The organism is Mesorhizobium sp. P171375, assembly GCF_057786075.1.
In genome coordinates this window covers 4,378,205-4,402,582 of sequence record NZ_JBYNWF010000001.1, presented here as the reverse complement: position 1 = coordinate 4,402,582, position 24,378 = coordinate 4,378,205, and the positions used below count along the sequence as shown (strand labels likewise).

At 63.8% G+C, this 24,378-nt stretch carries 28 protein-coding genes; 12 read left to right on the top strand and 16 right to left on the bottom strand.

What is annotated here, in order from left to right; all coding sequences use genetic code 11:
• Positions 1-95 precede the first annotated feature (95 nt).
• Entirely contained in the window at positions 96-494 is a 399-nt protein-coding gene (locus tag ACYHH6_RS21245) for a GFA family protein (RefSeq protein WP_112561805.1), read from the bottom strand.
• A gap of 594 nt (positions 495-1,088) precedes the next feature.
• On the opposite strand from ACYHH6_RS21245, the gene ACYHH6_RS21240 reads away from it, so the two are divergent.
• Positions 1,089-1,715: a 2OG-Fe(II) oxygenase family protein gene (locus ACYHH6_RS21240; RefSeq protein ID WP_352586996.1), complete on the top strand. Its 627-nt coding sequence runs from the start codon at positions 1,089-1,091 to the stop codon at positions 1,713-1,715.
• 61 nt (positions 1,716-1,776) lie between these two features.
• Here ACYHH6_RS21240 and ACYHH6_RS21235 read toward each other — a convergent pair whose 3' ends face one another.
• Both ACYHH6_RS21235 and ACYHH6_RS21230 read right to left on the bottom strand, forming a co-directional pair.
• On the bottom strand, positions 1,777-2,733 hold the full coding sequence (locus ACYHH6_RS21235; RefSeq protein ID WP_352586732.1) for an alpha/beta fold hydrolase: 957 nt from the start codon (positions 2,731-2,733) through the stop codon (positions 1,777-1,779).
• 118 nt (positions 2,734-2,851) lie between these two features.
• A complete protein-coding gene (locus tag ACYHH6_RS21230; protein WP_008875526.1) occupies positions 2,852-3,100 on the bottom strand; it encodes a ParB N-terminal domain-containing protein in 249 nt (82 codons plus the stop codon).
• A 154-nt stretch (positions 3,101-3,254) separates the two neighbouring features.
• Here ACYHH6_RS21230 and ACYHH6_RS21225 point away from each other — a divergent pair, with 154 nt between their 5' ends.
• From ACYHH6_RS21225 to ACYHH6_RS21200, 6 genes are read left to right on the top strand one after another with little or no spacing between them, the layout of a single operon-like run.
• Positions 3,255-4,895 (top strand): N,N-dimethylformamidase beta subunit family domain-containing protein, encoded by a 1,641-nt coding sequence (locus tag ACYHH6_RS21225; protein ID WP_352586730.1) that lies wholly within the window; start codon positions 3,255-3,257, stop codon positions 4,893-4,895.
• Between the two features lies 1 nt (position 4,896).
• Entirely contained in the window at positions 4,897-6,264 is a 1,368-nt protein-coding gene (locus ACYHH6_RS21220; RefSeq protein ID WP_352586728.1) for an aminotransferase family protein, read from the top strand.
• A gap of 5 nt (positions 6,265-6,269) precedes the next feature.
• Positions 6,270-7,199 carry a 3,5-dioxohexanoate:acetyl-CoA acetone transferase gene (gene kce / locus ACYHH6_RS21215; RefSeq protein ID WP_352586727.1) on the top strand — a complete coding sequence of 310 codons (930 nt, stop codon included), beginning with the start codon at positions 6,270-6,272 and terminating at the stop codon, positions 7,197-7,199.
• A 36-nt stretch (positions 7,200-7,235) separates the two neighbouring features.
• The gene (locus tag ACYHH6_RS21210) at positions 7,236-7,733 is read left to right on the top strand and encodes a 2-thiouracil desulfurase family protein (protein WP_352586726.1); all 498 of its coding nucleotides are present in this window, start codon (positions 7,236-7,238) and stop codon (positions 7,731-7,733) included.
• Positions 7,734-7,736: 3 nt separating this feature from the next.
• On the top strand, positions 7,737-8,264 hold the full coding sequence (locus tag ACYHH6_RS21205; protein ID WP_352586724.1) for a GNAT family N-acetyltransferase: 528 nt from the start codon (positions 7,737-7,739) through the stop codon (positions 8,262-8,264).
• Positions 8,261-9,289, top strand: coding sequence for a histone deacetylase family protein (locus ACYHH6_RS21200; protein ID WP_352586722.1), 1,029 nt, complete (start codon positions 8,261-8,263; stop codon positions 9,287-9,289). The genes ACYHH6_RS21205 and ACYHH6_RS21200 overlap by 4 nt, the downstream gene beginning before the upstream one ends.
• 4 nt (positions 9,290-9,293) lie before the next feature.
• Here the strand turns inward: ACYHH6_RS21200 and ACYHH6_RS21195 are convergent, their stop codons facing one another.
• From ACYHH6_RS21195 to ACYHH6_RS21180, 4 genes are all read right to left on the bottom strand, one after another.
• Positions 9,294-10,556: a cysteine desulfurase-like protein gene (locus ACYHH6_RS21195; protein ID WP_352586720.1), complete on the bottom strand. Its 1,263-nt coding sequence runs from the start codon at positions 10,554-10,556 to the stop codon at positions 9,294-9,296.
• Between the two features lie 52 nt (positions 10,557-10,608).
• Positions 10,609-11,676, bottom strand: a complete 1,068-nt coding sequence (locus ACYHH6_RS21190) for an aldo/keto reductase (RefSeq protein WP_352586718.1) — start codon at positions 11,674-11,676, stop codon at positions 10,609-10,611.
• Positions 11,677-11,794: 118 nt separating this feature from the next.
• Positions 11,795-12,262: a hypothetical protein gene (locus ACYHH6_RS21185; protein ID WP_352586716.1), complete on the bottom strand. Its 468-nt coding sequence runs from the start codon at positions 12,260-12,262 to the stop codon at positions 11,795-11,797.
• A 125-nt stretch (positions 12,263-12,387) separates the two neighbouring features.
• Positions 12,388-12,600, bottom strand: coding sequence for a hypothetical protein (locus tag ACYHH6_RS21180; protein WP_352586714.1), 213 nt, complete (start codon positions 12,598-12,600; stop codon positions 12,388-12,390).
• 75 nt (positions 12,601-12,675) lie between these two features.
• Here ACYHH6_RS21180 and ACYHH6_RS21175 point away from each other — a divergent pair, with 75 nt between their 5' ends.
• Positions 12,676-12,840 (top strand): hypothetical protein, encoded by a 165-nt coding sequence (locus ACYHH6_RS21175; protein ID WP_192253608.1) that lies wholly within the window; start codon positions 12,676-12,678, stop codon positions 12,838-12,840.
• Positions 12,841-12,899: 59 nt separating this feature from the next.
• Here the strand turns inward: ACYHH6_RS21175 and ACYHH6_RS21170 are convergent, their stop codons facing one another.
• A complete protein-coding gene (locus tag ACYHH6_RS21170) occupies positions 12,900-13,406 on the bottom strand; it encodes a DUF1993 domain-containing protein (RefSeq protein WP_352586712.1) in 507 nt (168 codons plus the stop codon).
• A 139-nt stretch (positions 13,407-13,545) separates the two neighbouring features.
• On the opposite strand from ACYHH6_RS21170, the gene ACYHH6_RS21165 reads away from it, so the two are divergent.
• On the top strand, positions 13,546-14,595 hold the full coding sequence (locus ACYHH6_RS21165) for a DUF1176 domain-containing protein (RefSeq protein WP_352586710.1): 1,050 nt from the start codon (positions 13,546-13,548) through the stop codon (positions 14,593-14,595).
• A 15-nt stretch (positions 14,596-14,610) separates the two neighbouring features.
• On the opposite strand, the gene ACYHH6_RS21160 is transcribed toward ACYHH6_RS21165, so the two are convergent.
• From ACYHH6_RS21160 to ACYHH6_RS21130, 7 genes are read right to left on the bottom strand one after another with little or no spacing between them, the layout of a single operon-like run.
• A complete protein-coding gene (locus ACYHH6_RS21160; RefSeq protein WP_352586708.1) occupies positions 14,611-15,507 on the bottom strand; it encodes an alpha/beta hydrolase in 897 nt (298 codons plus the stop codon).
• Positions 15,508-15,539: 32 nt separating this feature from the next.
• Entirely contained in the window at positions 15,540-17,150 is a 1,611-nt protein-coding gene (locus ACYHH6_RS21155) for an NTP transferase domain-containing protein (RefSeq protein ID WP_352586706.1), read from the bottom strand.
• A complete protein-coding gene (locus ACYHH6_RS21150) occupies positions 17,147-17,851 on the bottom strand; it encodes an XdhC family protein (RefSeq protein ID WP_488500470.1) in 705 nt (234 codons plus the stop codon). The genes ACYHH6_RS21155 and ACYHH6_RS21150 overlap by 4 nt, the downstream gene beginning before the upstream one ends.
• 6 nt (positions 17,852-17,857) lie before the next feature.
• Positions 17,858-18,196 carry an XdhC family protein gene (locus ACYHH6_RS21145; RefSeq protein WP_203279346.1) on the bottom strand — a complete coding sequence of 113 codons (339 nt, stop codon included), beginning with the start codon at positions 18,194-18,196 and terminating at the stop codon, positions 17,858-17,860.
• A gap of 44 nt (positions 18,197-18,240) precedes the next feature.
• Positions 18,241-19,506: a vWA domain-containing protein gene (locus tag ACYHH6_RS21140; protein ID WP_352586702.1), complete on the bottom strand. Its 1,266-nt coding sequence runs from the start codon at positions 19,504-19,506 to the stop codon at positions 18,241-18,243.
• A 4-nt stretch (positions 19,507-19,510) separates the two neighbouring features.
• Positions 19,511-20,440 carry an AAA family ATPase gene (locus ACYHH6_RS21135; RefSeq protein WP_023711480.1) on the bottom strand — a complete coding sequence of 310 codons (930 nt, stop codon included), beginning with the start codon at positions 20,438-20,440 and terminating at the stop codon, positions 19,511-19,513.
• On the bottom strand, positions 20,437-20,964 hold the full coding sequence (locus ACYHH6_RS21130) for a flavin reductase (RefSeq protein ID WP_352559750.1): 528 nt from the start codon (positions 20,962-20,964) through the stop codon (positions 20,437-20,439). Before ACYHH6_RS21130 ends, ACYHH6_RS21135 begins: the two co-directional genes overlap by 4 nt.
• Before the next feature lie 180 nt (positions 20,965-21,144).
• Between ACYHH6_RS21130 and ACYHH6_RS21125 the strand changes: the two genes are divergently transcribed.
• A complete protein-coding gene (locus ACYHH6_RS21125; RefSeq protein WP_352586700.1) occupies positions 21,145-22,215 on the top strand; it encodes a branched-chain amino acid ABC transporter substrate-binding protein in 1,071 nt (356 codons plus the stop codon).
• Positions 22,215-23,234: a P1 family peptidase gene (locus tag ACYHH6_RS21120; protein WP_352586698.1), complete on the top strand. Its 1,020-nt coding sequence runs from the start codon at positions 22,215-22,217 to the stop codon at positions 23,232-23,234. Before ACYHH6_RS21125 ends, ACYHH6_RS21120 begins: the two co-directional genes overlap by 1 nt.
• Positions 23,235-23,254: 20 nt before the next feature.
• Here the strand turns inward: ACYHH6_RS21120 and ACYHH6_RS21115 are convergent, their stop codons facing one another.
• Entirely contained in the window at positions 23,255-23,509 is a 255-nt protein-coding gene (locus ACYHH6_RS21115; protein ID WP_352586696.1) for a DUF2171 domain-containing protein, read from the bottom strand.
• A 138-nt stretch (positions 23,510-23,647) separates the two neighbouring features.
• Here ACYHH6_RS21115 and ACYHH6_RS21110 point away from each other — a divergent pair, with 138 nt between their 5' ends.
• On the top strand, positions 23,648-24,373 hold the full coding sequence (locus ACYHH6_RS21110; protein WP_352586694.1) for a DUF2259 domain-containing protein: 726 nt from the start codon (positions 23,648-23,650) through the stop codon (positions 24,371-24,373).
• Positions 24,374-24,378 lie beyond the last annotated feature (5 nt).

The window sequence follows — 24,378 nt, the reverse complement described above, 5'->3', positions numbered from 1 at the left end:
CCCGCGGCCGATAGATAGGCAGGCAATCATGGCCCGCCAATGACGTTTTGCCGGCTATGTCGTGTTTTCGGGATTACTTTCTGGTAAGGCCGGCATCAGTTCGGAGGCGGCGCACCTTCATAGTGTGGCAGGCCATCATCGAGCCGCAGCCAGGGCTGCTTCGAGGCAGTCCACATATGCATTTCCGGCTTGAACAGCGAGGGATCGTCGAGCGAGCCGGTGGTGATGCCGACGATGCCCGCGGAATCGCGCCGGGAAAACAGCGTCGTGCCGCAGGCGGCGCAAAAGCCGCGCTTGAGGTCCGGAGAGGTGTTGACCGTCGCCACCTGCCCCTCGACCGTGACATCATCGATGCGAAACAGCAGACGCGCGTTGAAGGCCGCGCCGATCACCTTCTGGCAGCGCCGGCAATGGCAGACGCGCTGGTTGAGCGGCTCCGCTTCGGTGCCGTAGCGCACTGCCCCGCACAGGCACCCACCCTGATATTTCGCCATCATCTGAACCCCCGAAGGTCTTTGAAAGTATCGACAGGCAGCTTTCAGTCAATTGAAAAGCCCTGATGGCGCTATCGATTGCGCTGATACGACCGATGGCCTGCCGCTGGCCCAACCCGAGGCGGCGGCGAAGCATTGACAGCCGGCCAACCGCCGCGCCTGCTTGCCTTGGGCCGACCGGGAGGAAACCATGGCGCAGGACATCGAAACCATTGCCGTCGCGGATCTGTTCGGGCCGCCCTCGTCCGGCCGCGAGCGCACCGACGCGCGGATCCTGGCCGCGGCCTCCGGCATCGGCTTCATGGCAATCCGGGATTTTCCGGGCGACGAATGGCTGACGCGGGACAAGCGATTGCTGCTGCTCAACATCTTCGCCTTGCCCGAGGCCGAAAAGGCAAAGCTGCTGCGCTGGAATTTCGACCGCACCAAGAAGAACGTCTATCGCGGCTGGTTCCCGCTGCAGCCGACCGCCGTCTCCTACAAGGAAGGCATCGACATGGGGCCGGACATTGCGCATGCGCTAACCGCCGGCTTCGACGCGGACGACCCGTTGCGCGAGCCGACGCCATTACCAGCTGAAGCAGTGCTGCCTGGCTGGCGCGACGCTGCCGCAAACTACTACCTGGCCATGGAAGCGCTCGGCAACCCACTGATGCGCTCGATCGCGCGCGGCCTCGGCCTGCCGGAGACAATCTTCGATGCCGATTTCGACGGCGGCATCTCGACGCTGCGGTTGATCCGCTATCCCTTGCGCGATGCCAACAGCGGCGTCGATCTGAGCGGGCCGGAATTCTCGGTCGCCACAAAGGCGAGACGCGCACCATCATCGGCCGCGAACATGCCGATTCCGGCTTCGTCACGCTGCTGGCGCAGGATGGCGTCGAGGGCCTGCAGGCGAAGAACCTTGCCGGCGAATGGATCGACGTGCCGCCCGCCGACGGCACGCTGGCGGTCAATTTCGGCCAATTGCTCGAGCGCTGGACCGGCGGCCGGGTGCGGGCGACGCTGCACCGGGTGATCGCGCCGAAGACGGCGCGCTATTCGATCCCGTTCTTCTACGAACCGCGCGTCGATGCGGAGATCGCGCCGCTGCCGCCGGCAGGTGCGGCGCCCTTCGAACCGTTCCTCTATGGCGATTATCTCTGGGAGTCGGCGACGAATTTCATCGAGATGAGCGGCGTCAAGCATTTGCGCGAGCCGCGCCGCGCCAAGGCTTCGTAGTTTCGCAGACACAAAAACCGGCCGTCTCACTGGAGACGGCCGGTTTCAACTTCCGGCAGACCTACTCGGTTTCGGTGACGACTTCGTCCCAGGTCTTTACCTTGGTTTCGCCGTTGAGGAACGGCAGCGCCGCGGCCGTCAGTTCCGGCGCAAAGAAGACGTCGTAGTGGGTGCGGTTGGGAATGATGGCCAGCCGGTTCTGCGACAGGTTCTCGCGCATCCAGCCGGCATCCTTCAATCCGCCGCCGAGCATCTGGTAGAACTTGATCTCGTGCTCGGGCTTGTACATGTCGCTGTCGCCATAGGCGAGCATGACCGGCATCTTCAGCTTCGCCACATCGGCGGAATAGTCGTAATCCTTGCGCATGAAATTGCCGAGCGCGTCGAGCAGTTTCGGGAAATCGTCCGGATACGGCGCCACTGCAACGTAGGACTTGTACATCGGGGTGTCCTTCATGAACGGCGCGGCAGCGGCGCTCACCTGAGCCTGTTGCGGACGCATTTCGTCGTAGAAGCCATCGGCGGCGTAGCCGGTCGACACCAGGACAAGCCTGCGTATTGTCTCGGGGTGCTGGACGGCCATGCGGAAGGCGACGCCGCCGCCCAGCGAATAGCCGAGCACGTCGACCTTATCATAGCCGAGCGCCTTGACGATGGCAGCCATGTCGTCGCCGATCGCCTCCAGGCTGAATGGCCGCTCGCCGAGCGCGGTGCGGCCGTGGCCCTGCAGGTCGACGGCGATGACGGTGCGATGCTCCGCCAGCTTCGGCAGCAGAGGGGCGAACATATTCGACGTGCCGAGGCCGCCATGCAGCAGAAGCAACGGTTCGCCCTTGCCGTAGACGGCGTAATAATAAAACAACCCATTGATAGGCAGCAGGCCGGACCTTTCCGGCGTCGGCATGGCATTGGTCTCGGTCGTCATGGCGGTCTTTGTCTCCTCTGCATTGGTCAGGCCGGGTGCCGCGAACAAGGCCGCAACCGAGGCAAGCATGGCGAAAAAAATCGATCTGGACATGTGTCAGTCTCCTCAGGGTCTGCCCCAAGGACGAGCGAGCACTCCACAAGCCGACACGGTCCGCGAAAAAATCTGCGGAGCGATGATCGGCTGTTGTTGATCGGTCGGAGGGTGCGCCTCAGTGGCGCTTGGCTTGCACCAGATAGGCGTCGATTTCTGTCTCGCCGAGCCATTTGGCGGCTTCCAGCCGATGCAGACCCTCGACCAGGATATGACGCTTGCCGTCGTGGCGGACCTGGATCGGCGTCTTCATGCCGTTTTCCAGTATGTCTTCGGCCAGATGGCGGACCGTTTCGGGATGCAGCGTCTTTTTGCGCGCCGTCGGCACGTAGATGTCGTCGACCTTGACCTTCTGCACTCTCAGCATGCGGGCTCCCGAGGCGGACAATACCGCCTTGCCTGAGATAGTCGCTTTGCCGGGTGCGGCCAAGAGCGGCTAAGCAATTGCTGGCCCGATCGTTTCCATTTGACGCTTGGCCGGGAGATAGCCGAAATGGCGGCCTGTCACGTTTCCGGTGTCCATGACCCATCTGCCGACTGAGTTTCCCGATTTCGGACTGACGCCCGAGCAGCGCCGCGAGGCGGTGCGCGGCCATTACTACGAATGGCCGGGGATGGATGGCGCGCGCGGCGAGATCTGGTGCTATTCGGACCGCTTCTCCTACCGCGCCGGAGAGATTGTAACGCTCCACGTCAGTTCGACGGCTTCACGCTTCAACCTGACGATTGTCCGCGATGGCGGCACCGAGACAAAGGTCTTTGAGCAGACCGGCCTGTCGGCGCGCTGGCAGGACACGCCCGACCAGTGCTCGGTGGAAGGCTGCAGCTGGGAAGCATCGTTCGACTTCCGCGTTAGTGACGACTGGCCGTCCGGCGCTTACCGGCTGACGCTGACGGCAGACGGCCGCGACGGCAAGCCTATCCAATGCCACCATCTCATCATCGTCGCTCCTTCCCCCGGCAAAAAACATGGCCGCGTGCTGCAGGTGGCGGCGACCGGCACATGGCTCTCCTACAACACCTGGGGCGGCTCGAACGCCTATCAGGGCATCACCGGGCCGGGCCGCGATCAGTATGCGCGTATGGTGTCGACACAGCGGCCGTGGTGCCGTGGCTTCGTCGTATTGCCGAAGGATGCGCCGCGGGTGCCGCTGGAGGTCGCGGTGCCGCCCAAGACCGTGCCGCGTTATCCCCATATGGAATGGGCCTATGCCACCGGCCATTCGAAGAAATACACGTCATCCGGCTGGGCAAGCTATGACAGCCACTTCTTCCGCTTTGCCGAGCGCGCCGGCTACGGCGTCGATCTCGCCAGCCAGCATGATCTGCATTTTTCGCCCGAAATTCTCGATGGCTATGACTGCGTCGTTTTCGTCGGCCATGACGAATACTGGACCTGGGAAATGCGCGACGCGGTCGATGCCTATGTGACAGGCGGCGGCCACGCGGCGCGCTTTGCCGGCAATTTCATGTGGCAGACCAGGCTGGAGGACGAAGGCCGCCGGCAGGTCTGCTACAAATACCGCGCACGGGCCGAAGATCCCGCCTACAGCGGTGGTGACGTTACCCGCGCCACCAACTCGTGGGAAGCGCCGGAGATCGGCCGTCCCGGCAGCGCCACCTTCGGGCTCAACGCCACACGCGGCGTCTATGCCGGCTGGGGCGGCTGCGCGCCGCGCGGCGTACGCGGCTTTCCAGTCTACCGTCCGGAGCATTGGGCCTTTGCCGGCACCGGCATCTATTATGGCGACCTGCTCGGCGCCGACAGCCATGTCTATGGCTATGAGGTCGACGGGCTCGATTTCGAGATCCGCGGCGGTCTGCCCTACCCGACATCGGACAGTGGCGCGCCCGACGGCCTGCAGGTGCTGGCGGTCGGCATGGCCAGCCAGGTCGAGGAAAGCGCCGACATCCCGATCGAAGACCAGTTTTTGACCGACGAGGATGGCCGCTTCACCGCCGAGACGCTGTTCGGCGAGCCGAGCGACGCCAATCTGGAAAAAGTCAAACGCGGCAACGGCATGATCGTCAATTTCCCGCGCGGCAAGGGCGAGGTCTTTCACGCCGGAAGTTGCGAATGGGTCGCCGGCCTGCTGAGGCAAGATCCGATGGTCGAGCGCGTGACCAGGAATGTAATCGACCGCTATCTCGGAAAGTCCTGACATGCAAAAACCTGCCGCACCCGAAGCCGGCCGCGCGTCGCATCTGTTCTACCTCTCCAGCCTGCGCCGGCCGCTGATCGACCGCGCCGAAGGCATCTACATGTGGACGCAGGATGGCCGCCGCTTCATCGACGGATCGAGCGGTCCGATGGTCGCCAATATCGGCCATTCCAATCGCAATGTGCTGGACGCCATGAAGCGTCAGATGGACCGCGCCACCTTCGCCTACCGGCTGCATTTCGAAAACGAACCGGCCGAGGAACTGGCGCGGGAACTGGCGGGCAAACTGCCTGAAGGCATGGACCGCATCTTCTTCGTCTCGGGCGGTTCGGAAGCGACGGAGTCCTGCATCAAGCTGGCGCGGCAATGGGCTGTTGCCGCCGGCCAGCCGAAGCGCTGGAAGGTGATCACCCGCTTCCCCTCCTATCACGGCGGCACGCTGGGTTCCCTTTCGATCACCGGCGACGATGCGCTGGCCGAAACCTTCACGCCGATGATGCGGGTGATGCCGACCGTGCCGGCGCCGACCGCCTGGCGCGACCGCGATAATCTTTCCATGGAACAGCGCGGCATCCGCTATGCCGACATGCTGGAGGAGAAGATCCAGGCCGAAGGGCCGGAAAGCGTCGTCGCCTTCATCATGGAGCCGATCGGCGGCGCGGCGACTTCCGCCCTGGTGGCACCGGACAGCTACTATGCGCGCATCCGCGAGATCTGCGACCGCTACGGCATCCTGCTCATCCATGACGAAGTGATGAGCGGCGCCGGGCGCACCGGCAAATTCCTCGGCGGCGACCACTGGAACTGCAAGCCCGACCTCGTCGCGCTGTCCAAGGGGCTGGGCTCGGGTTACGCGCCTCTCGGCGCGCTTGCCGCCCCGATGCGGCTGGTCGAGCCGCTGCTGGCGTCGGGCGGCTTCCAGCATGGCCACACTTATGCCGGCAATCCGCTCGCCTGCGCCGCCGGGCTCGCCGTGCTCGGCGAGATGGACCGGCTCGACCTGATCGCCAACGCCGCCGCCATGGGCGACGTGTTGATGGATGGGCTGAAAGGGCTGGCGAAACGTTTTCCGTTCATCGCCGACGTGCGCGGCAAGGGCCTGCTCACCGGCGCCGAGATGGTTGCCGACCCCGAGACGCTGCGGCCGATCGAGCAGGGCAAGAAAGCCACGCAGCGCCTGCTCGACCTTGCCTATGAACGCGGGCTGATCATCTATGGCCGCAGGGTCAAGGGCGGCGTCGACGGCGACAATTTCATGGTTGCGCCGCCGATGATCGTCACGGCTGAGCAGATCGGCGAGATCATTTCCATCATCGGCGACTCGCTCGAGGTGCTGGCCGGCGAACTCGACCTGCCGGTCGAAGGGTAAGAAGCATGGCGCCGCGAAAAGTCATCATCACCTGTGCGGTCACCGGCTCGGTGCACACGCCATCGATGTCGCCCTATCTGCCGCTGACGCCGGACCAGATCACCACGGACGCCATCGCCGCGGCGGAAGCCGGCGCCTCGATCCTGCATCTGCACGCCCGCGACCCCAAGGACGGTCGCCCGACGGCCGATCCTGAGGTCTTCATGCAGTTCCTGCCGCGCATCAAGCAGGCCACCGATGCGGTGATCAACATCACCACCGGTGGCTCGTCGCTGATGACGCTGGACCAGCGGCTGGCGGCGCCGCTCAGGGCCGAGCCTGAAATGTGCTCTCTCAACATGGGATCGATGAATTTCGCGCTGTTCCCGATGCTCGACAAGCCGAGGGAATGGCAGCACGAGTGGGAGCCGAAGCTGCTCGAGGCCACGCGCGACACGATCTTCAAGAACACTTTTGCCGATATGGAAGGCGTGCTTGAAAAGCTCGGTAAGGGCTGCGGTACGCGCTTCGAATTCGAATGCTACGATGTCGGCCATCTTTATTCGCTGGCGCATTTCCGCGACCGCGGGCTGGTGTCCGGACCGCTGTTCATCCAGTTCGTGCTTGGCATTCTGGGCGGCATCGGCGCCGACCCGGATAATCTCGTCCACATGAAGCGAATCGCCGACAAATTGTTCGGCGACAGCTACCAGTTCTCGGTGCTCGCCGCCGGCCGCAACCAGATGCCGCTGATCTCGATCGCGGCTGCGATGGGCGGGAATGTCCGCGTCGGGCTGGAGGACAGTCTCTATGACGGCCGCCAGCTGGCGAAATCCAACGCCGACCAGGTGCGCCGCATCCGAGCCATTCTCGACGGGCTGTCGCTGGACGTCGCCACGCCGGCGGAGGCAAGGGAAATGCTGGCGCTGAAGGGCGGCGATCGGGTGGCATTCTAGAGCTTGCATGCGATCGCGTGGTAAAAGGAGGCTGACATGGAAAAGATTCTCGTCTCAGCCTGCCTGCTCGGCAGCCACGTCCGCTACAACGGCTCCTACCGTCTCAACAACCATCCGGTGCTGACGCGGTGGCAGGCGGAGGGTCGGGTCGTGCAGATTTGCCCCGAGGTCGCCGCAGGTTTCTCCACGCCGCGTCCCCCGGCAGAAATTCTCGGCGCAGCCGGCGCTGTGCTGCACGGCCAGGGTCATGTGGTCGAGCAGACGGGAAACGATGTGACCGCACTCTATCTCGAAGCCGGACAGCTTGCTCTCGAACTCGCCCGGGAAACCGGATGTCGCTATGCGGTTCTCACCGACGGCAGCCCGTCCTGCGGTTCAAGCTTCGTCTATGACGGCAGTTTTTCCGGCAAGCGTGTGGCCGGTCACGGCACGACCACAGCACTCCTGGAAGCCAACGGCATTCGCGTCTTTTCGGAAGACAATATCGGCGAACTGGACGATCTCCTGAACGGCGCAGCCGGAACCGCGGCCTGATCCATGGCAGAGAAGATCCAGACCAGGACCGGCGATACCACCCTCCGCCCCGGCACCATCGACGACGTCGACACCATCCACGCCGCGCTTCTTCGCTTCGGCGCCCATACCGGCGGGCATCAGCAGATCACCTCCACCGCCGAGGATTTCCGCCGCTATGGCTTTGGCGACAAACCCGCCTTCTCCACCCTGATCGCCGAAGTCGGCGGCGAGTTTGCCGGGCTGTGCCTGCATTTTCCGATCTTCTCGACCTGGATGGGTCGGCCCGGCGTCTATATCCAGGACCTCTATGTCGAGGATCGCTTTCGCGGCCGCAAGATCGGCGAAAAGCTGCTGCGCCGGGTCGCGCGCGACTGCCGCAGGGATGGCGGCGTCTATCTCAGGCTGTCGGTCGACACCGACAATGACGGCGCCAAGGCCTTTTATGAAAAGCTCGGCATCGGCTGGGCGCATTATGAGCAGACGCAAAAAATCGTCGGCGAGGCGTTTTTTGCCTTTGCCGATGCCGTGCAGGACGGGGAAACGGAATGAAAGCCTTCTTTGCCGAGGAGCAGAAACGCCACGACCCGAAGGCCTTTCTGTCCAGCGGCGCACCGCAGCCAAACCCCGAACAGCCCGCGCGCGCAGAGCGTTTGTTAGCCGGCGCAAGATCTGCCGGATTGACGGTTGAAAAGCCCAGGGATCATGGCCTCGGCCCGGTGGCGGCAGTGCATACGCCAGAGTATCTAGCCTTCCTCGAACACATTTTTGCGCGCTGGCAGCGCATTGAAGGCGCTTCGGCGGAAGTGATCCCCAACATCCACCCGATTGCCCGCACAGGGTCCTATCCCGCCTCGGCGGTCGGCCAGGCCGGTTACCACATGGCCGACACCGCTTGCCCAATCTCGGCCGAGACCTGGCAGAGCGCGCTGTGGAGCGCCTGGAGTGCGGTCGAGGCAGCCGAAACCGTCATGGCTGGCGCGCCCGCCGCTTACGCGCTCTGCCGGCCACCCGGCCATCATGCCTTTGCCGATGTCGCCGGCGGCTTCTGCTTCATCAACAATTCGGCGGTCGCGGCGCAAGTGTTGCGCAAGCAGGCCGCGCGGGTGGCGATCCTCGATGTCGACCTGCATCACGGCAACGGCACGCAAGGCATTTTTTATGCGCGGCCCGATGTGCTGACGGTATCGCTGCATGCCGACCCGGTGCGCTTCTATCCGTTCTTCTGGGGCCATGCCGACGAGCGCGGCGAGGGGCCAGGCCTCGGCTATAATTTCAACCTGCCGCTGCCGCGCAAATCCGCCGACGCGGCCTTTCTCGAAGCGCTTCAAGCGGCATTCCAGCGTATCCGCGCCTTCTCTCCGGACGCGCTGGTCGTAGCACTTGGTCTCGACGCGTTCGAGGGCGACCCGTTCGGCGGGCTTTCCGTGACCACGCCCGGTTTTTCGCGCATTGGCGAGGCGATTGCAAAACTCGGCCTGCCGACGGTGATCGTGCAGGAAGGCGGCTATCTCTGCGATGCGCTTGGCGACAATCTCACCGCCTTCCTCACGGGTTTCGGCGGCAAGCAGCGATAGCGGACTAGCGCTGTTGCCTCAGCATTGCGATGACGCGATGCACGCTTTCCAGCGTTTCGTCGATCTCCGCTGCCGAGTTGTAATGCGCGATGCCGATACGCACGACGCCTTGCTCGGCCGGAATGCCGAGCTGATGGACGATCTCCCAGGCGTAGTTGTGGCCCGACCACAGGAAGATGTTTTCGGCATTCAGCTGCCGCACGATCGTCTCCGGCACGATGCCGTCGACCGTGAAGGACACCGTCGGCACGCGCTCGCTTACACGTTTGGGATCGGTGATGCCGCGAATGGTCAGGCCCTCGATATCGGACAGGCCTTCAATCAGCCTTAGCGCCAGCGGGTTTTCATGGGCGATCGAGACTTCGAATGCCTTGGCAATCTTGCGTCTGCGCGAACCGCTCTCACCGGCGGCCGCACCGAGATCGGCGAAATAGTCGACCGCGGCGGTCAGCCCGGCCATCAGTTCGATCTGCGGCGTGCCGAGTTCGAAACGCTCCGGCAGGCCGTTGGACGAGCAGCGGCATTTGTAGGGTTTCAGTGCGTCGATGACGTCGCGGCGGCCCCAAAGGATGCCCATATGCGGGCCGAAGAATTTGTAGGCCGAGCAGACCAGGAAATCGCAGCCGAGGTCCTGTACGTCGACCAGCCCATGGGGCGCGAACTGCACGGCGTCGACATAGACCAGGGCGCCGGCCTGTTTGGCGATTGCCGTCAGCGCCTTGACCCGGTTGATCGAGCCAGTGAGGTTCGAGGCATAGTTGAGCGCAACCAGCCGCGTCTTGTCGGAGAGCAGAGCGCTCAGCGCCGCCTCCTCGACCTGCCAGCTCTTTTCGTCGAACGGCAGAAAACGCAGGACGAGACCAAGGTCTTCAGCCAGTTGCAACCAAGGCGAGACATTGCCCTCATGGTCCATGCGGGTGACGATGATCTCGTCGCCCGGCTTGAAGCCGCGGCCAAGCGTGCGCGACATGTGACAGGTCAGCGTCGTCATATTGGCGCCGATGATGATTTCCTCAGCGCTCGCCGCACCCAGGAAATCGGCCATCGCCGCATGCGCGTCGTCAACCACCTTTTGCGCGGCAAGCGTGGTCTCGAAATAGCCGCCGAGATTAGCGTTGGTGGTCAAGAGGCAGCGCGCCACCGCATCGGCAACCGCTTGCGGCACCTGCGTGCCGGCCGGATTGTCGAGATAGATGCGCCGGCGGCCTTTGTCGGTCAGGTCCAGCGCCGGAAATTTCCCTCTGACGGTCTCGATCGGAAAATCCATTGCTGTCCCCTTCCCCTTGTCTTTGCTCGGCAATTTTTGCCGAATGGCCGCCTTACGGGCACGGATTGCCGACGCGCTGGTGGATCGCGTCGACGCCCTTCTGCATCTCCTCGGTCCAGGTCACGTCCGCCGAAGACAGCGCCATCTCGAGCTGCGCAATCGTCGTCGCGCCAATGATGCTGGAGGTAACAAATGGCCGGCTGGCGACATAGGCATTGGCAAACAGCGCCGGCTCGAGGCCGAAGGAGCGCGCCAGCTCATTGTATTCGAGCTGCGCCTCGGCGGCATTCGGCGTCTCGTAACGCTGGCCGCGGTTGAACAGCTGTGAGCGCGAGCCTTGCGGGCGCGCGCCATGGTCGTATTTGCCGGTGAGATAGCCTTGCGCCAGCGGCGAATAGGCGAGAAAGCCAACCTCTTCGCGTTCGCAGACCTCGGCGAGGTTCACCTCAAAGGTGCGGTTGACGAGATTGTAGGCGTTCTGCAGCGAGACGACGCGCGGACCGAGGCCCTTGTCGGCCTCGGCGATGAAGCGCATGACGCCCCAGGAGCTTTCGTTCGACAGGCCGAGATGGCGGATCTTTCCCGCCTTCACCAGATCCTCGAAGACGGCCAGTGTCTCGGCGATCGGCGTCTCGCCGGCCGGCGCGCCAACGGCGTCGGCACGGCGCGGCGTGGCGCCGACGCGGGTCGGGTTGGCGCCCCAGGGGATGTCGCGTTCCGGCCAGTGGATCTGGTAGAGATCGAGATAGTCGGTGCCGAGCTTGGCCAGCGATTTGTCGATGGCGTCAAAGATGTCGGCGCGCACCAGTTTTGACGGCCGGTCGCCGCGAAACCAGCGGTTGGCGGTGCGGCCGACCACTTTCGAGGCGAGGATGACCTTGTCGCGATTGCCCTTGGCCTTCATCCAGCTGCCGATGAACCTCTCCGTCCGCCCCTGCGTCTCCTCTTTGGGCGGGATCGGGTAGAGCTCGGCGGTGTCGATGAAATTCACGCCGCGCTCAAAGGCCAGATCCATCTGCGCATGCCCTTCGGCCTCGGTGTTCTGCTGGCCCCAGGTCATCGACCCCAGGCAGATCTGGGTAACAAGAAGATCGGTCCGACCGAGACGGCGTTTGTGCATGGAATTTCTCCGGCGGGAATTTTTGCGCGGCTGCGCGGGAAATGAAGCCGCATCTATAGGGAAAGCAGAGGCGCTCTCCAAGCCTTGGCATGCCGACTTTTACGCGAAGCTGAAAAAGTTAGCGCCGGGCGCCGGCCACCGTGCGCCGCTTGGCTTCGTCGATCAGCATGTTGGCGACCTGCATGCGGATCATGGCGCGCTGGCGCAGATGCGGCGCGACGCGATCAGGATGATTGGCAAAGGCAAAGCTGCGGCGCATGCGGCCGAGATCGGCGTTCTTGACGGGATGATCGAGACCGAGCTCGACGGCGATCGCCTCGGGATCGATCGGCGGCAGTCTTTCCTCGGGCTTTGTTTCCTCGCCGGCCAGTGCCAGCTTGGCCTGGTCGAGAAGTGCGGCAAATTCGGCGGCAAGATCGGACCCAGACTCGCGATATTCGGCGGTGAAGGTTTCGCCGGAGACCTTGATGCGGCCGGAATGAAGCTCGTCGGCCACGGACAGATAGTCGAACGGGATCGACGGCCGCGCGCCTGTCTCCTCACCAGCCTCGTCCTTGTCGGAGGCGACGAAGAGATCGTCGAGCAAGGAAGCGAAATCCCGCTTGGCGCCGATGTCAGCCTCCCCCTCGTTTTAACCGTGAGCATGTGAATAGAGCCAGCCGCACCATAGAACCGGCTCGTTAAAAATGAATGCCACTGATCTTAACCAGTTTAGGCGTTCGCCAGACTTGCGCAGGCGGCTTGATAGTGCGGGAAGTTCAACAAAAAGCCGGACTGCACTTTCATGCAGCCCGGAAAATTCGCCAGGAGTGGCGAGGAAAAGCCGGCCATGTGCCAGCGTCTATGCATACGGTCCGCATTCGCCAAAAGTTTCAGCCAATGAGTTGATTGTGCCGAAAAGAAATCGCCCGGCATGGCTGCCATGCAAATGCTGCACTGCACAATCTTCATATTTTCCCTATATTCGGTGTTGTGGAGGATCAACTAAGGGGCCGAATCATGGGGTTCTTCACTGAAATGTTTGCTCGTCCGCGTCCGCAGGAGCATCAGCGTTACCGCTCGGCACTGGCATTGCTGCATTCGATGAGCAACGCCGACCGCGCCGACGTCGGCATCAAGCCGGCCGATTTCCCGCGCATCGCGCGCGAAATGTCGATGCGCTGAACCAGCGCAAGACGAGGTTTCCCCGGCAGCGACCGGGAAACCTCGGAACGCCGAATTCCTCAACGATTCCCGAGATAGGCACCCTTGGTCAGCGGCACGCCGTTGTGGCGAAGGATGTCGTAAGCCGTGGTGACGTGGAAATAGAAGTTGGGCATGGCGACGTGCAGCAAATACTGCAGCCCGGGCATCGAGACCTCGCGCTGGCCAAATTTCAGTTCGACGATCCTGTCATCCGAGCCATCGAATTCGGCGGCCGAGAACGACGCCAGAAGCTCGAGCGTCTTGGCGAGGCGCGCCTGAAGCTCGGCGAAGGTCGCTTCATTGTCCTCATATTTCGGCACTTCGCGGCGGGCCAACCGCGACGGCGCGCCCTTGGCATGGTCGGTGGCGACCTGCACCTGCCGCACCAGCGCGTACATGTCGGGCGCCAGCCTTGCGGTCAAAAACACCTGCGGGTCGATCTTGCGGTCGGCCGCGTTCTGTTCGGCAGTCGACAGCACGGTTGAGAGCGCCTTCAGCCTGGCCGAAAACACCGGCACCGAGGCCTCGTACATCGATATCGTCATCTTGATTCTCCCTGCGGCCCGAGCGCCGAAGGCGCGACCTAGCGCTTTCGCCGACGATTGTTCAAGCCACTGCAGCCACGCGTCACCGCGCCGCCGCAATCAGTGTGGTAGAATCTTCGTTACCATGCGGAGATTCCCGATGAAGCGCATCTTTCTCGCAGCAGTTGCACTCTTCTCCCTTGCCACGATACGCCAAGCCGCGCTGGCTGCCGAAGACACACCCGAAGTGCCCTACGTCGACGACCGATCAAGCGCCGATGCCGTCGTCCGTTCGCTTTACAGCGCCATCAACCGGCACGAATTCGCCCGCGCCTGGGGCTATTACGGCGATACAAAGCCGGCAAAGGATTTTGACGCCTTCGTCAAGGGCTATGACGGCACCGAAAAGGTCGATGTCGAAACCGGCGACGTTTCCGATGAGGGCGCGGCCGGCAGCATCTATTACAGCGTCCCTGTCGCCATTCGTGCCACCGACAAAGACGGCAACGAGGCGGTGTTCGCCGGCTGCTACACGCTGCGCCAGGTCAGTGCAGACATTCAGGCCCCGCCGTTCCGGCCGATCTTCATCGACAAGGGCGCGCTGAAGCCGTCCAAGGCCGATTTCGAGGAGGCGCTGCCGGCAAGCTGCGGCGACGGACCGCCGCCGCCGAGAAAGGACACCGTGCTCGAACAGGCCAAGAAAGCTTTCCTGGCGACTTATGGCGACCAGTGCGACAAGCAATTTCTCGGCGAGGAGCCGAACGCTTTTTCGATCAAATACAAGGAGAAGGATGCGGCTGAAGGCGATCCCGACAAGGAGACACGGCTTTTCGAATTCTCCTGTTCTGCCGCTGCCTACAATACCGCCTCGGTCTACTACATGACCGACGCGCTTGGCGGCGTGCTGCAGCTGCAGTTCGCCGAGCCGGAACTGGATATCCGTTACGAGAACAACGACAGCGACGGCAAACTGCTCGGTGTGACCGTCACCGGCTTCCATACGACCGGCTGGGCGACCAATCCCGAATATGACGAAGAAACCAGGACGATCCGCACGTTCAACAAATGGCGTGGTGTCGGCGATGCCTCCGACAGCGGCACCTATCTGTTCCGCAACGGTGATTTTTCGCTGGTCCAGTACGACGTGGACGCGTCCTATGACGGCGAGGAAAACCCGCAGACGGTGGTCGACTACAACACCGCGCCTTGATCGATTGCCATCGGCTCAGGGCGCTCTCGACAGCATCCAGTTCAGCGTTTCGCGCCAGTCGACCATGCGGATCGGCGTGCCGTGGGTGCCCGTTTCAAAACGGACGAAGTGTGTCGGATAGGGATAGGCTTTCGAGTTCGCGATGATGGAGCGAAAGAAGGCTTCCTGCTTCTCCACGGGAAAGACCGGGTCCTTGCTGCCCTGGCCGAAAAAGACCGGTACATGGCGCCTGTAGGCCGGGCTCGACAGGAAACTTTCATCCCATAGCGAGCCGAGCAGCAGCAGCCCGTTTATGCGCCGTCCCGTATCGTTGCGGCCGGCCAGCTTCCAGCACAGCGCGCCGCCCATCGAGCCGCAGGCGACGAAGATTTTTGCGTCCGGCGAGGCCTCGGCATAATGGGCGATCAGTGCGGCGACCTGGGCTGCGCCTTTGTCGCCGAAATCTGTAAAATCAGGGCTGAGATAGAGGCCGCCATTGCCGGCCATCAGGTTCTTGATGCGGTTGAAATTGCCGCCGAAGGTGAAGTCGTCGACGCCCTGCTTGCGGCTGCCGCCCTGCCCGTGCAGGTAGAGCACGATGATGCCGGCGCCCTCGGTCCTGCCGACGGCGACATGCCTGACATCGCCGGCATCGGTCTTCAGCATCAAATCCTGCTGCACCTTGCGCACGCCGGTGTCGGTATACTGCGCGTGCACGCGCTTTTCCGGCACCTCGTCGCGGGCATTGATGTCGCGCATCTCGCGGTAGTCGATGACCGTGTAGGCGCCCTTGTCCGTGGACGAGAGCGTCGCCGGATAGGCGAAGAGGTCGTCCTTGTAGGGTTTTAATTCGAGGGCATCGGCGTTGGCTGCGGACAGCGAAAGCGCGATTGCGCTCAGCAGCGCGCGGGAGAGTTGGAAGCGAAGAGCCATCCCTCAGCCATGCGTTTTTCAGCTTCGGTTTGTCAATCCTGCAGCACGCCGCCGGCGTCTTCCAGCGCCTCGCGGGTGTCGACATCGATCGATGCACCGTCACCAATCTCGACGTCGATGACATCAAGCCCTTCGGCTTCGACCAGATGGCGGGCGCCGGTGTCGCCTTCGAGATGGGCGATGGCTGGAAACAGCGCGCGCGGCAACAGCACCGGATTGCCGCGGCGGCCGTCATGCGCGGCGCGCACCACCGAATGGCCGCCGTCCCTACGGAAGGCCTCGATCAGCCTGTCGAGATCGGCCGAGGAGATGCCCGGCATGTCGCCGAGGACGATCATCGCACCGGCGGCATCGGCTCCAACCCGGGCGATGCCGGCTTTGAGCGACGAGGAGAGGCCGTCGGCGAAATCCGGATTGTCGGCGAAGATCACGTCCAGGCCAGCCAGGACCTGGCCCACCCGCTCGCGCTGATGGCCGGTGACAACGACGGTGCTGGATGCCTTCGAACCAAGCGCGCGTTCGGCGGTGCGGCGCACCAGCGGCTTGCCGTCGAACAGCGCGAGCAACTTGTTGGGCCCGCCCATGCGGCTGGAACGGCCTGCGGCCAGAAGCACGATCTCGACCTTCAACCCGGCTCTCGTGGGCAGCAGCTCGCGCGGCTGCGGGCGGGTCGGGATCTCCATCAGAAGCCCGCCGACGCCCATGCCGGCGATGTCCTTGGCTGTCACGTCAAGACCGGCGATCAGCCGGTCGAGCACCCAGTCGAAGCCGTTCTCCTTGGGGCTGCGGGCACAGCCCGGCGCGCCGATGACGCGCTTGCCATCGAGCGTGCCGAGCACCAGCAGATTGCCGGGATCGACCGGCATGCCCGCGCGGATGACCGTGCCGCCAGCCTTCTCGATCGCCGCCGGAACGACATCGCTGAAATCGCTCATCGCCGAGGCGCCGAAGATCACCACCATGTCGTTGTCGCGCGCCAACGCGGCCGCGGCCTCGGCGACGGGCGCAACCTCGTGCGGCGTGCGGCGCTCGGCGGTCAGCCGGGCGCCGGAGCGCGCCAGCCGCGCCTCGGTGACGCGCAGCGTCTTGTCGAGCACGCTGGCCTTGATGCCCGGCAGCACCGTCTGGATGACGCCGATGCGCACCGGCTGGTAGGCATTGACGGCGAAGATCTCGCCGCCGGCGCAGATTTTTACCACCGCATCGACCAGGGCCGAGGCAACGGCGAACGGGATGATCTTGACCGTCGCCACCATCTGGCCCTTCTCGACCGGCGCATGCTGCGCCAGCGTGGCGATGGTAATGGTCGGGTCGACCGCATTGATGGCGTCGATCATCGTGGCATCGACGGTGAAGACACCGGCCGCCTTGGCATGGAGGTTGACTCGGCCGGTTGCAGCCGGTTTCGCCTCGATGTTGCGGTGGGCCATGCTTGCGGCGATCTTCTCGGCCGCCGCATCCTCGCTGAGATCATCGGCTGCAAGCACCGCCGCGACGATCTCGGCAATGCCGGCTGCTTTCAGCGCCGAGACGTCCTCGGCGCTCAGCCTGTGCGCCTTGCGGAAACGTCGCTCGCCGGCCGTGGTGGCATGCGCGAGCACCGCGCCTTCGGCCTGGTCGATCGGAACCGGCCCGAATTTCACGCCGCAGCGCCTTTCGCTTCGAGACCGCGTGAGCGAAAGGCGTGGATGGTCTGCGCCAGCACGGCAACAGCAATTTCAGCCGGGCTGGCGGCACCGATGTCGAGGCCGATCGGCGCGTGAATGCGGCCGATCTGGTCGGCGCTGGCGCCCAGCGCCAGCAGGCGCTCGACGCGCTTGGCGTGGGTTTTGCGGCTGCCGAGCGCGCCGATATAGAAGCAATTGGCATCGAGTGCCGCCTTCAGCGCGAAATCGTCGATCTTCGGATCATGGGTAACGGCGGCGAGCGCCGTGTAGCTGTCGAGCGGTTGGCGCTTCAGCACATCCTCGGGCCATTCGGCATGCAGCGCGACATCGGGAAATCGGTCCGGCGTGGCAAAGGCGGTACGCGGATCGACGATTTCGAGGGGATAGCCGGCGATCTTTGCCATGGGCGCCAGCGCCTGGCTGATATGGACGGCGCCGATCACCACCAGGCGCGGCTGCGGCAGATGCGCGTTGAGGAAGAAGGTGCGCCCTTCTGCCTCGACCGAACCCGAATTGCCCGACCGAAACGCCTTGGCGATCGCTTTCCCGAGTTCGCCGGCGACCGAATTGCCCTCACGCACGAGCCGGTCGCGGCCGTCGCCGAGATCGGTGACCAGGATCGCGGCGCGGCGGGCGCGGCGTTCTGCATTCAGTGTTTTGAGGGTGTAGGGATCCATCAGCGGTCAGCCCAGTCTTTCCACATAGACCTTGATGCGGCCGCCACAAGACAGGCCGACCTGCCAGGCGGTTTCGTCGGCAACGCCGAATTCCAACATCCTGGCTTTGCCGGAATCGATGACGTCGATCGCCTCGCTCACCACGGCACCCTCGACGCAGCCGCCGGAGACCGAGCCGTGGAAATTGCCTTCGGCATCGATGACCAGATGGCTGCCGACAGGCCTCGGCGCCGAACCCCAGGTCTCGACCACTGTGGCAATGGCGACATCTTTGCCATCCTTCATCCAGCCTTCCGCGATGATCAGCGGGTCGCGGGCCTCATCGAGATAGATGCTGTTGTCCATGATCGCTTCTCTCAGAGTCTGTTTTTGCAGAAGTAAACATATGGCTATGCTGCGCGCCTGATGCCAGCTTCCAGCCAGCGGCGCGGATCGACCGATGCAGCCGATTTCTTGTCCAGCGAGGCGCAGAGGTCGGCCAGCGCATCGAGATTGTGCACCGAGCGGAACTCATCGACATGCGGCAGCATCGCCTTGACGCCCCGGGCGCGCGCCTCGAAACCTTCGAAGCGCAGCAAGGGGTTCAGCCAGATCAGCCGCCGGCAGGATTTGTGCAGTCGCTCCATCTCTTCCGACAGGCCGGTGACATCGTCGCGCTCCAGCCCGTCGGTGATCAAAAGCACCACCGCGCCCTGCCCCAGCACACGGCGCGACCACTGCTTGTTGAACTCGGCCAGCGTGTCGCCGATGCGGGTGCCGCCGGACCAATCCTTGACCGCTGCCGAGCAGTCGGCAAGGGCGGCATCGGGGTCGCGATGTCGCATCTGCCTGGTCAGATTGGTAAGCCGCGTGCCGAAGACGAAGGTGTGCACGCGCCGGCGCTTGTCGGTCAGCGCATGCAGGAAATGCAGGAAGATGCGCGTGTACTGGCTCATCGACCCGGAAATATCGGCGAGCACGACCAGCGGCGGATGCACCTCACGGGCCGAGCGGAATTTCGGCAGGATCAAGTCGCCACCGGTGCGCGCGGCCGACCGCATCATGGCGCGCGGATCGATGCGGCGGCCATGCGGGTCGGCCTTGAACCGCCGCGTCCGCACCATGTCGAAGGGCAGTCGCAGCTGGGCGATAGCCTTCTTGGCTTCAGCCATCTCGGCGGCGTCCATCTGGGCAAAGTCCTTGCCGCGCAGCACCTCGTTGCCGGAGAAGCTGAAGCGAGCGTCGACTTCGAACTCAGGGATTTCCTTGACCGGCTGGTTCTTATGATGGCCTTCGAACATCGCCTGGCTGACGCGGTTCTCGGCCGCGCGGGGTTTTTGCTTCTCCCTGGTGTCGGGCGCCACCGGCGAAAACATCGCCAGCAGCTTTTCAATCAGTTCGCGCGATTTCCAGAACAGCCGGAAGGCTTCGTCGAAGACAGGATGATCCTCGTGCCTGGACACCAGCACGGCATGCAGCGTCCAGTAGAAATCGTCGCGAGAGCCGATGCCGGCGGCGAGCACCGCCTCGATCGCATCCTTGACCGAGGCCGGCCCGACGCGCATGCCTGATTTGCGCAAGGTGCGGGCGAAATAGACGATGTTGTCGGCTATGCGCCCGTCTTCCGTCGCTTCTCTGGGGTCGGGCACTTTGGGGTAGGCACTCGGCGCCTTCACTATCCTACTCCGCCGCCGCAAGCTCGGCCTTGACCTCGTCGAGGATGCGCCGGCCCTCGCCCGCGCCGATGCGGGCAATGTCGTCCTGGTATTTCAGCAAAACGCCGATTGTGTCGGATACGGTCTCGGGGTCGAGCGCCACCTTGTCGAGTTCGGTCAGCGCGCCGGCCCAGTCGATGGTTTCGGCAACACCCGGCGCCTTGAACAGCTCGACCTGGCGCAATTTCTGGATGAACGACACCACTTCGGCTGAAAGCCGGCTGTTGGCTTGCGGCACCTTGCGGCGCACGATCTCCAGCTCGCGCTCGGCGTTGGGATAGTCGACCCAATGATAGAGGCAGCGCCGCTTCAGCGCGTCATGGATTTCGCGGGTGCGGTTGGTGGTGATGATGACGATCGGCGGCTCCTCCGCCTTGATCGTGCCGAGCTCGGGCACCGTCACCTGGAAGTCGGACAGGATCTCGAGCAGGAACGCCTCGAAAGCCTCGTCGGTGCGGTCGAGCTCGTCGATCAGGAACACCGGGGCAGCACCGGCCTTGCCGGTCAGCGCATCGAGCACCGGGCGGCGGATCAGGTATTTTTCGGAGAAGACATTGCGCTCCATATCGGAGCGGTCGACCGAGCCTGCCGCCTCCTCCATGCGGATCTCGATCATCTGCGCGGCATAGTTCCACTCATAGACGGCGGAGGAGACGTCGAGGCCTTCATAGCACTGCAGGCGGATCAGCCGGCGGCCGAGCGCCTGCGCCAGCACCTTGGCGATCTCGGTCTTGCCGACGCCGGCCTCACCTTCGAGGAACAACGGCCGCTGCATGCGCAGCGAAAGGAAGAGCACCGTTGCCAGCGAGCGGTCCGCGACATAGTCCGCGCCGGTCAGGAGATCGAGCGTTTCGTCGATCGTCCGCGGCGCGGGGCGCGGTTTCAGCTCGGTCATTCTTTCTCCGTTGACGCCTCTGCTCCGCTTTCCAGCACGTGGTAGTCGCGGGCGTGGTAGATCAGCGGCCGCAAATTATCGCCCATGCGCAGACCTGTCACCTTGCCAAAAAGCACACGATGGGTGGCGAGATCCTTAGTGTCGATCAATTCGCAGTCGAAAACGGCGAGAGCGCCTTTAAGCGTCGGGGCGCCTGTCGATATGACATCCCACTCGCCGAGCGCGAAACGCGCATCGGACGACAGGCCGGTCAGGCCTGAAAACGCCACCGATAGCGGCTGCTGGTGCGAAGCCAATGTGTTCAGCGCAAACCGGCCGTTTTGCACGAACAGTTCGTTCTTGGCATTTTCGCGGTTGAGACAGACGAGAACCGTCGGCGGCGTGTCCGACACCGAACAGGCGGCGATCACCGTCGTGCCGCGTTTGCCGGCGGGACCGTCGGTGGTCACCACATGGACGTGGCCGGCAAAATGCGCCATCGCATCGCGATAGGCCTGCGGCCCTATGTCGTTCAACTTCAGCACCGATGATTTTCCATAAGCGGGAATCCAAGCGTTATATATGGCGGCACACAATAGGCCACAAGCGAAGTGCTTGACGCCAATCCGCAAATTCGCGTGTTGCGCCTGGGGCAGGCAGCCTTTAGGTCTTGGCGCAAGAGACGCTGGAAGCATGCGACCGGCACGGAGGAATTCTTCGTCAGAATGCGACCCCTAACAGCTGTAATAGCGGCACTGCTCTGGCTGTTGCCGGCAAGCGCCGGCGCTCAGACGCTGCGGGTCGGCGTCGCAGCCCCCCTGTCCGGCCCGTCGGCGATCCTCGGCAAGCAGATCGAGGCCGGCGCTGCCTTGGCAGCGGAAGCCAACGGCGCCGAGATCAAGACGGTCGACGATGCCTGCACCGCCGATGGCGGCGCTGCCGCCGCCAGGGAATTCGCCGCTGCGAAGGTCAACATCGTCGTCGGCTTCCTCTGCACCGAGGCAATCCAGGCGGCGCTGCCGATCCTGAAGGACGCCAACATACCGGTCGTCACTGTCGGCGTGCGCACCGAAAGCCTGACCGATCGCCGCGCCAAGACCGGCTGGCCGGTCTATCGGCTGGGGCCGCGGGGCGACGACGAACGCAATGCGGTGGCCGCCATCCTCACCCGGCTGTGGCAGAACGAACTGTTCGCCATCGTCGACGATGGCACCATCTATGGCCGCGAAATCGCCGAGACATTGCGGGCAGCCGCCGAGCAGGCGGCGCTGAGGCCGGTCTTCACCGACACGTTCCGGCCGCAGCTCGACAACCAGATCGGGCTGATCGGGCGGCTGAAGAAGGCCGGCGCGACGCATGTCTTTGCCGGCGGCGACGGCGACGACATCGCGATTATGGGCCGTGACGCCAGCCAGCTCGAGGCCGGCATCACCTTTGCCGGCGGCGAGAACTTGCGCACGCCACCCGGTGACGTGCCTTACGCCGTCGGCACGCTGATGATCGCGCCGCCGGAATGGGCCGATGTCGCCGATCCCAAGGTAACAGAGGCATTTGCGGCCAAAAACATCACGCCGGACGGCTACACATTGCCGGCCTATGCCGCGGTGGAAATAGCCAAGGCGGCCTCTGCGGCAGCCGAGACCTCTGGCAAGCCGCTGGCCGACGCGCTCACCGCGCATGATTTCACCACAGCGATCGGCCCACTGCGGTTCGACGACAAAGGCGATCTGACCCAAAACCTCTATCGCGCCTTCCGCTTCGACGGGACGCGTTTCGTGCCGGCGGAGACGAACTGATGTTCCGCATCGGGCCGCGCAATTTGATCACCGATGTCGCCGGCCTGCGCGTCGGCAACGCCGGCGATGCCAGGCTGAAATCCGGGGTGACGGCGGTGCTGTGCGACGAACCGGCGGTCGGTGGGGTGCAGATCCTGGGCGGCGCGCCAGGCACGCGTGAAACCGACCTGCTCGAACCGCACAATTCCATCGAAGCGGTTCATGCCGTGGTGCTTTCGGGTGGCTCGGCCTTCGGCCTTGACGCCGCCTCGGGCGTGCAGGCGGCGTTGCGCGAAAAGGGCATCGGCGTCGATGTCGGCGGCTTCCGCGTGCCGATCGTCCCGGCGGCGATCCTGTTCGACCTGCGCAATGGCGGCGACAAGGATTGGGGCCGTTATCCGCCCTACCGTGACCTCGGCTACGAAGCCGCGCAAACCGCTGCGATCGACTTTCCGCTCGGCACAATCGGCGCCGGCACCGGCGCGCTCAGTTCCGGGCTGAAGGGCGGCCTCGGCTCGGCCTCGACCGTGCTCGACAGCGGCGTCACCATCGGCGCGCTGGCCGCCGCGAACCCGACCGGCTCGGTGACGATAGCGCGGACGCGTTATTTCTGGGCCGCACCGTTCGAGATCGGCGATGAGTTCGGCGGACTTGGCTATCCCTCGCCAATGCCGGACGACGCCAGGCGGATCCTTTTGAAATACCGCGACAGGCGTGTGGGTGGGACGGGCGAGGCCGGCGGCAACACCACCATCGCCGTCATTGCCACCGACGCCGTGCTGACCAAGGCGGCGGCCAAACGGCTGGCCATATCGGCGCATGATGGCTTCGTGCGTGCCATCTGGCCGGTGCACACGCCGGCCGATGGCGACCTGGTGTTCGCGCTTGCGACCGGCAAGAGCGGCATCGAGCTTAACGCCGACGATGCCGTCGACTTCTTTGCCGCCGCCGGTGCCACCATGGCGCGCGCCATCAGCCGCGGCATCCATGCCGCGACGGCTGATGAAGGCGATCTGTTTCCGGTGTGGTCGTCGCGCTGAAGGACGATCAGGTGGGGTGATCAGGTTGGGTCGGACTTTTCTTCCTCGAAGCTGACCGCCACATCCGAATTCGCCGACAGCCAGACTTTCTTGCCATCGACCTCGGCGAGCAGGCTCAGGGGAATGTAGTGGTGATGGCCTTTGTGCCCACCCATGCCGCTATCGGCCTTGGTCAGCTTGATCCGGTCGCCATCGACCTTGTCGACAGTGCCGATGTGAACGCCGTCGGCGCCGACCACTTCCATATGTTCGCGAATCTTGCTGGCCTCGGTCATGGGGTGTTCTCCTTTTGAAGACGATCGACGATAACAAACAGAGGCGCAATTGGATGCATCGGCTTTTGGACAGCACGATGTTTTGACTGTCTCATGATAGGGAACGATCGAACCATGGCGGCCGGAGCGGGAACACCGATGCGAAATCTTGTCCTGATTGGCGTTTGCCTGCTGGTGCAGCTGGCATCCGGCATCGCCGCCCGGGCGGGCGATGTCGCCGAGCTCGAGATCCTCGGTTTTACCAAGGATGGCGGTGTCTTCGCCTTCGAGGAATACGGCGTCGCGGATGGATCGGGCTTTCCCTATGCCAACCGCTACTACATCGACACCGCCGACGACACCTTCCTGAAAGGCACGCCGATCCGGGTCCGGCTGGAGGACGAGAACGCCTCGCTGGACGCGGCCCGCCTGCAGGCAAGGCAAAAAGGCGAAGTCATCATTGCCCAGGCCGAGCTTGCCGCCAACCGCGGCATCACCGCCGGCTTCAATCCGGTGACCGAATTGTCGGCCGACCCGTTCCGCATGGTGGTCAACCCGCGGCCGATCTTTTCGCCGGTCGACCCGCCGCTGGAATTCCGGCTCGATGAGATCGGCATGAACAATACGGCAAGCTGTGAGAGCCAGGGCGAGATCAACGGTTTTCGGCTGCTGCGCATCGAAGCCAGGGATGGCGGCCAGACCCATCTCTTGCATGAGGACAAATCGATCCCGAAAAGCCGCGGCTGCCCGAACGGCTACCGGATCGGCGCGGTGCAGACGTTCTCGATGGACAGCGTTAGCGCTTACGCGGTGCTGATCGCGGTGCGCCAATACGGCTTCGAAGGGCCGGATTTCCGCTGGATCGCAGTGACCGGCCGCCTGTGACAGCG

Excerpts from the sequence above, each read along its gene's own strand:
- ACYHH6_RS21245 (WP_112561805.1), bottom strand. The coding sequence starts at position 494 with ATGGCGAAATATCAGGGTGGGTGCCTGTGCGGGGCAGTGCGCTACGGC.
- ACYHH6_RS21235 (WP_352586732.1), bottom strand. The coding sequence starts at position 2,733 with ATGTCCAGATCGATTTTTTTCGCCATGCTTGCCTCGGTTGCGGCCTTG.
- ACYHH6_RS21230 (WP_008875526.1), bottom strand. The coding sequence starts at position 3,100 with ATGCTGAGAGTGCAGAAGGTCAAGGTCGACGACATCTACGTGCCGACG.
- ACYHH6_RS21225 (WP_352586730.1), top strand. The coding sequence starts at position 3,255 with ATGACCCATCTGCCGACTGAGTTTCCCGATTTCGGACTGACGCCCGAG.
- ACYHH6_RS21220 (WP_352586728.1), top strand. The coding sequence starts at position 4,897 with ATGCAAAAACCTGCCGCACCCGAAGCCGGCCGCGCGTCGCATCTGTTC.
- kce (WP_352586727.1), top strand. The coding sequence starts at position 6,270 with ATGGCGCCGCGAAAAGTCATCATCACCTGTGCGGTCACCGGCTCGGTG.
- ACYHH6_RS21210 (WP_352586726.1), top strand. The coding sequence starts at position 7,236 with ATGGAAAAGATTCTCGTCTCAGCCTGCCTGCTCGGCAGCCACGTCCGC.
- ACYHH6_RS21205 (WP_352586724.1), top strand. The coding sequence starts at position 7,737 with ATGGCAGAGAAGATCCAGACCAGGACCGGCGATACCACCCTCCGCCCC.
- ACYHH6_RS21200 (WP_352586722.1), top strand. The coding sequence starts at position 8,261 with ATGAAAGCCTTCTTTGCCGAGGAGCAGAAACGCCACGACCCGAAGGCC.
- ACYHH6_RS21195 (WP_352586720.1), bottom strand. The coding sequence starts at position 10,556 with ATGGATTTTCCGATCGAGACCGTCAGAGGGAAATTTCCGGCGCTGGAC.
- ACYHH6_RS21190 (WP_352586718.1), bottom strand. The coding sequence starts at position 11,676 with ATGCACAAACGCCGTCTCGGTCGGACCGATCTTCTTGTTACCCAGATC.
- ACYHH6_RS21180 (WP_352586714.1), bottom strand. The coding sequence starts at position 12,600 with ATGGCAGCCATGCCGGGCGATTTCTTTTCGGCACAATCAACTCATTGG.
- ACYHH6_RS21175 (WP_192253608.1), top strand. The coding sequence starts at position 12,676 with ATGGGGTTCTTCACTGAAATGTTTGCTCGTCCGCGTCCGCAGGAGCAT.
- ACYHH6_RS21170 (WP_352586712.1), bottom strand. The coding sequence starts at position 13,406 with ATGACGATATCGATGTACGAGGCCTCGGTGCCGGTGTTTTCGGCCAGG.
- ACYHH6_RS21165 (WP_352586710.1), top strand. The coding sequence starts at position 13,546 with ATGAAGCGCATCTTTCTCGCAGCAGTTGCACTCTTCTCCCTTGCCACG.
- ACYHH6_RS21160 (WP_352586708.1), bottom strand. The coding sequence starts at position 15,507 with ATGGCTCTTCGCTTCCAACTCTCCCGCGCGCTGCTGAGCGCAATCGCG.
- ACYHH6_RS21150 (WP_488500470.1), bottom strand. The coding sequence starts at position 17,851 with ATGGATCCCTACACCCTCAAAACACTGAATGCAGAACGCCGCGCCCGC.
- ACYHH6_RS21145 (WP_203279346.1), bottom strand. The coding sequence starts at position 18,196 with ATGGACAACAGCATCTATCTCGATGAGGCCCGCGACCCGCTGATCATC.
- ACYHH6_RS21135 (WP_023711480.1), bottom strand. The coding sequence starts at position 20,440 with ATGACCGAGCTGAAACCGCGCCCCGCGCCGCGGACGATCGACGAAACG.
- ACYHH6_RS21125 (WP_352586700.1), top strand. The coding sequence starts at position 21,145 with ATGCGACCCCTAACAGCTGTAATAGCGGCACTGCTCTGGCTGTTGCCG.
- ACYHH6_RS21120 (WP_352586698.1), top strand. The coding sequence starts at position 22,215 with ATGTTCCGCATCGGGCCGCGCAATTTGATCACCGATGTCGCCGGCCTG.
- ACYHH6_RS21115 (WP_352586696.1), bottom strand. The coding sequence starts at position 23,509 with ATGACCGAGGCCAGCAAGATTCGCGAACATATGGAAGTGGTCGGCGCC.
- ACYHH6_RS21110 (WP_352586694.1), top strand. The coding sequence starts at position 23,648 with ATGCGAAATCTTGTCCTGATTGGCGTTTGCCTGCTGGTGCAGCTGGCA.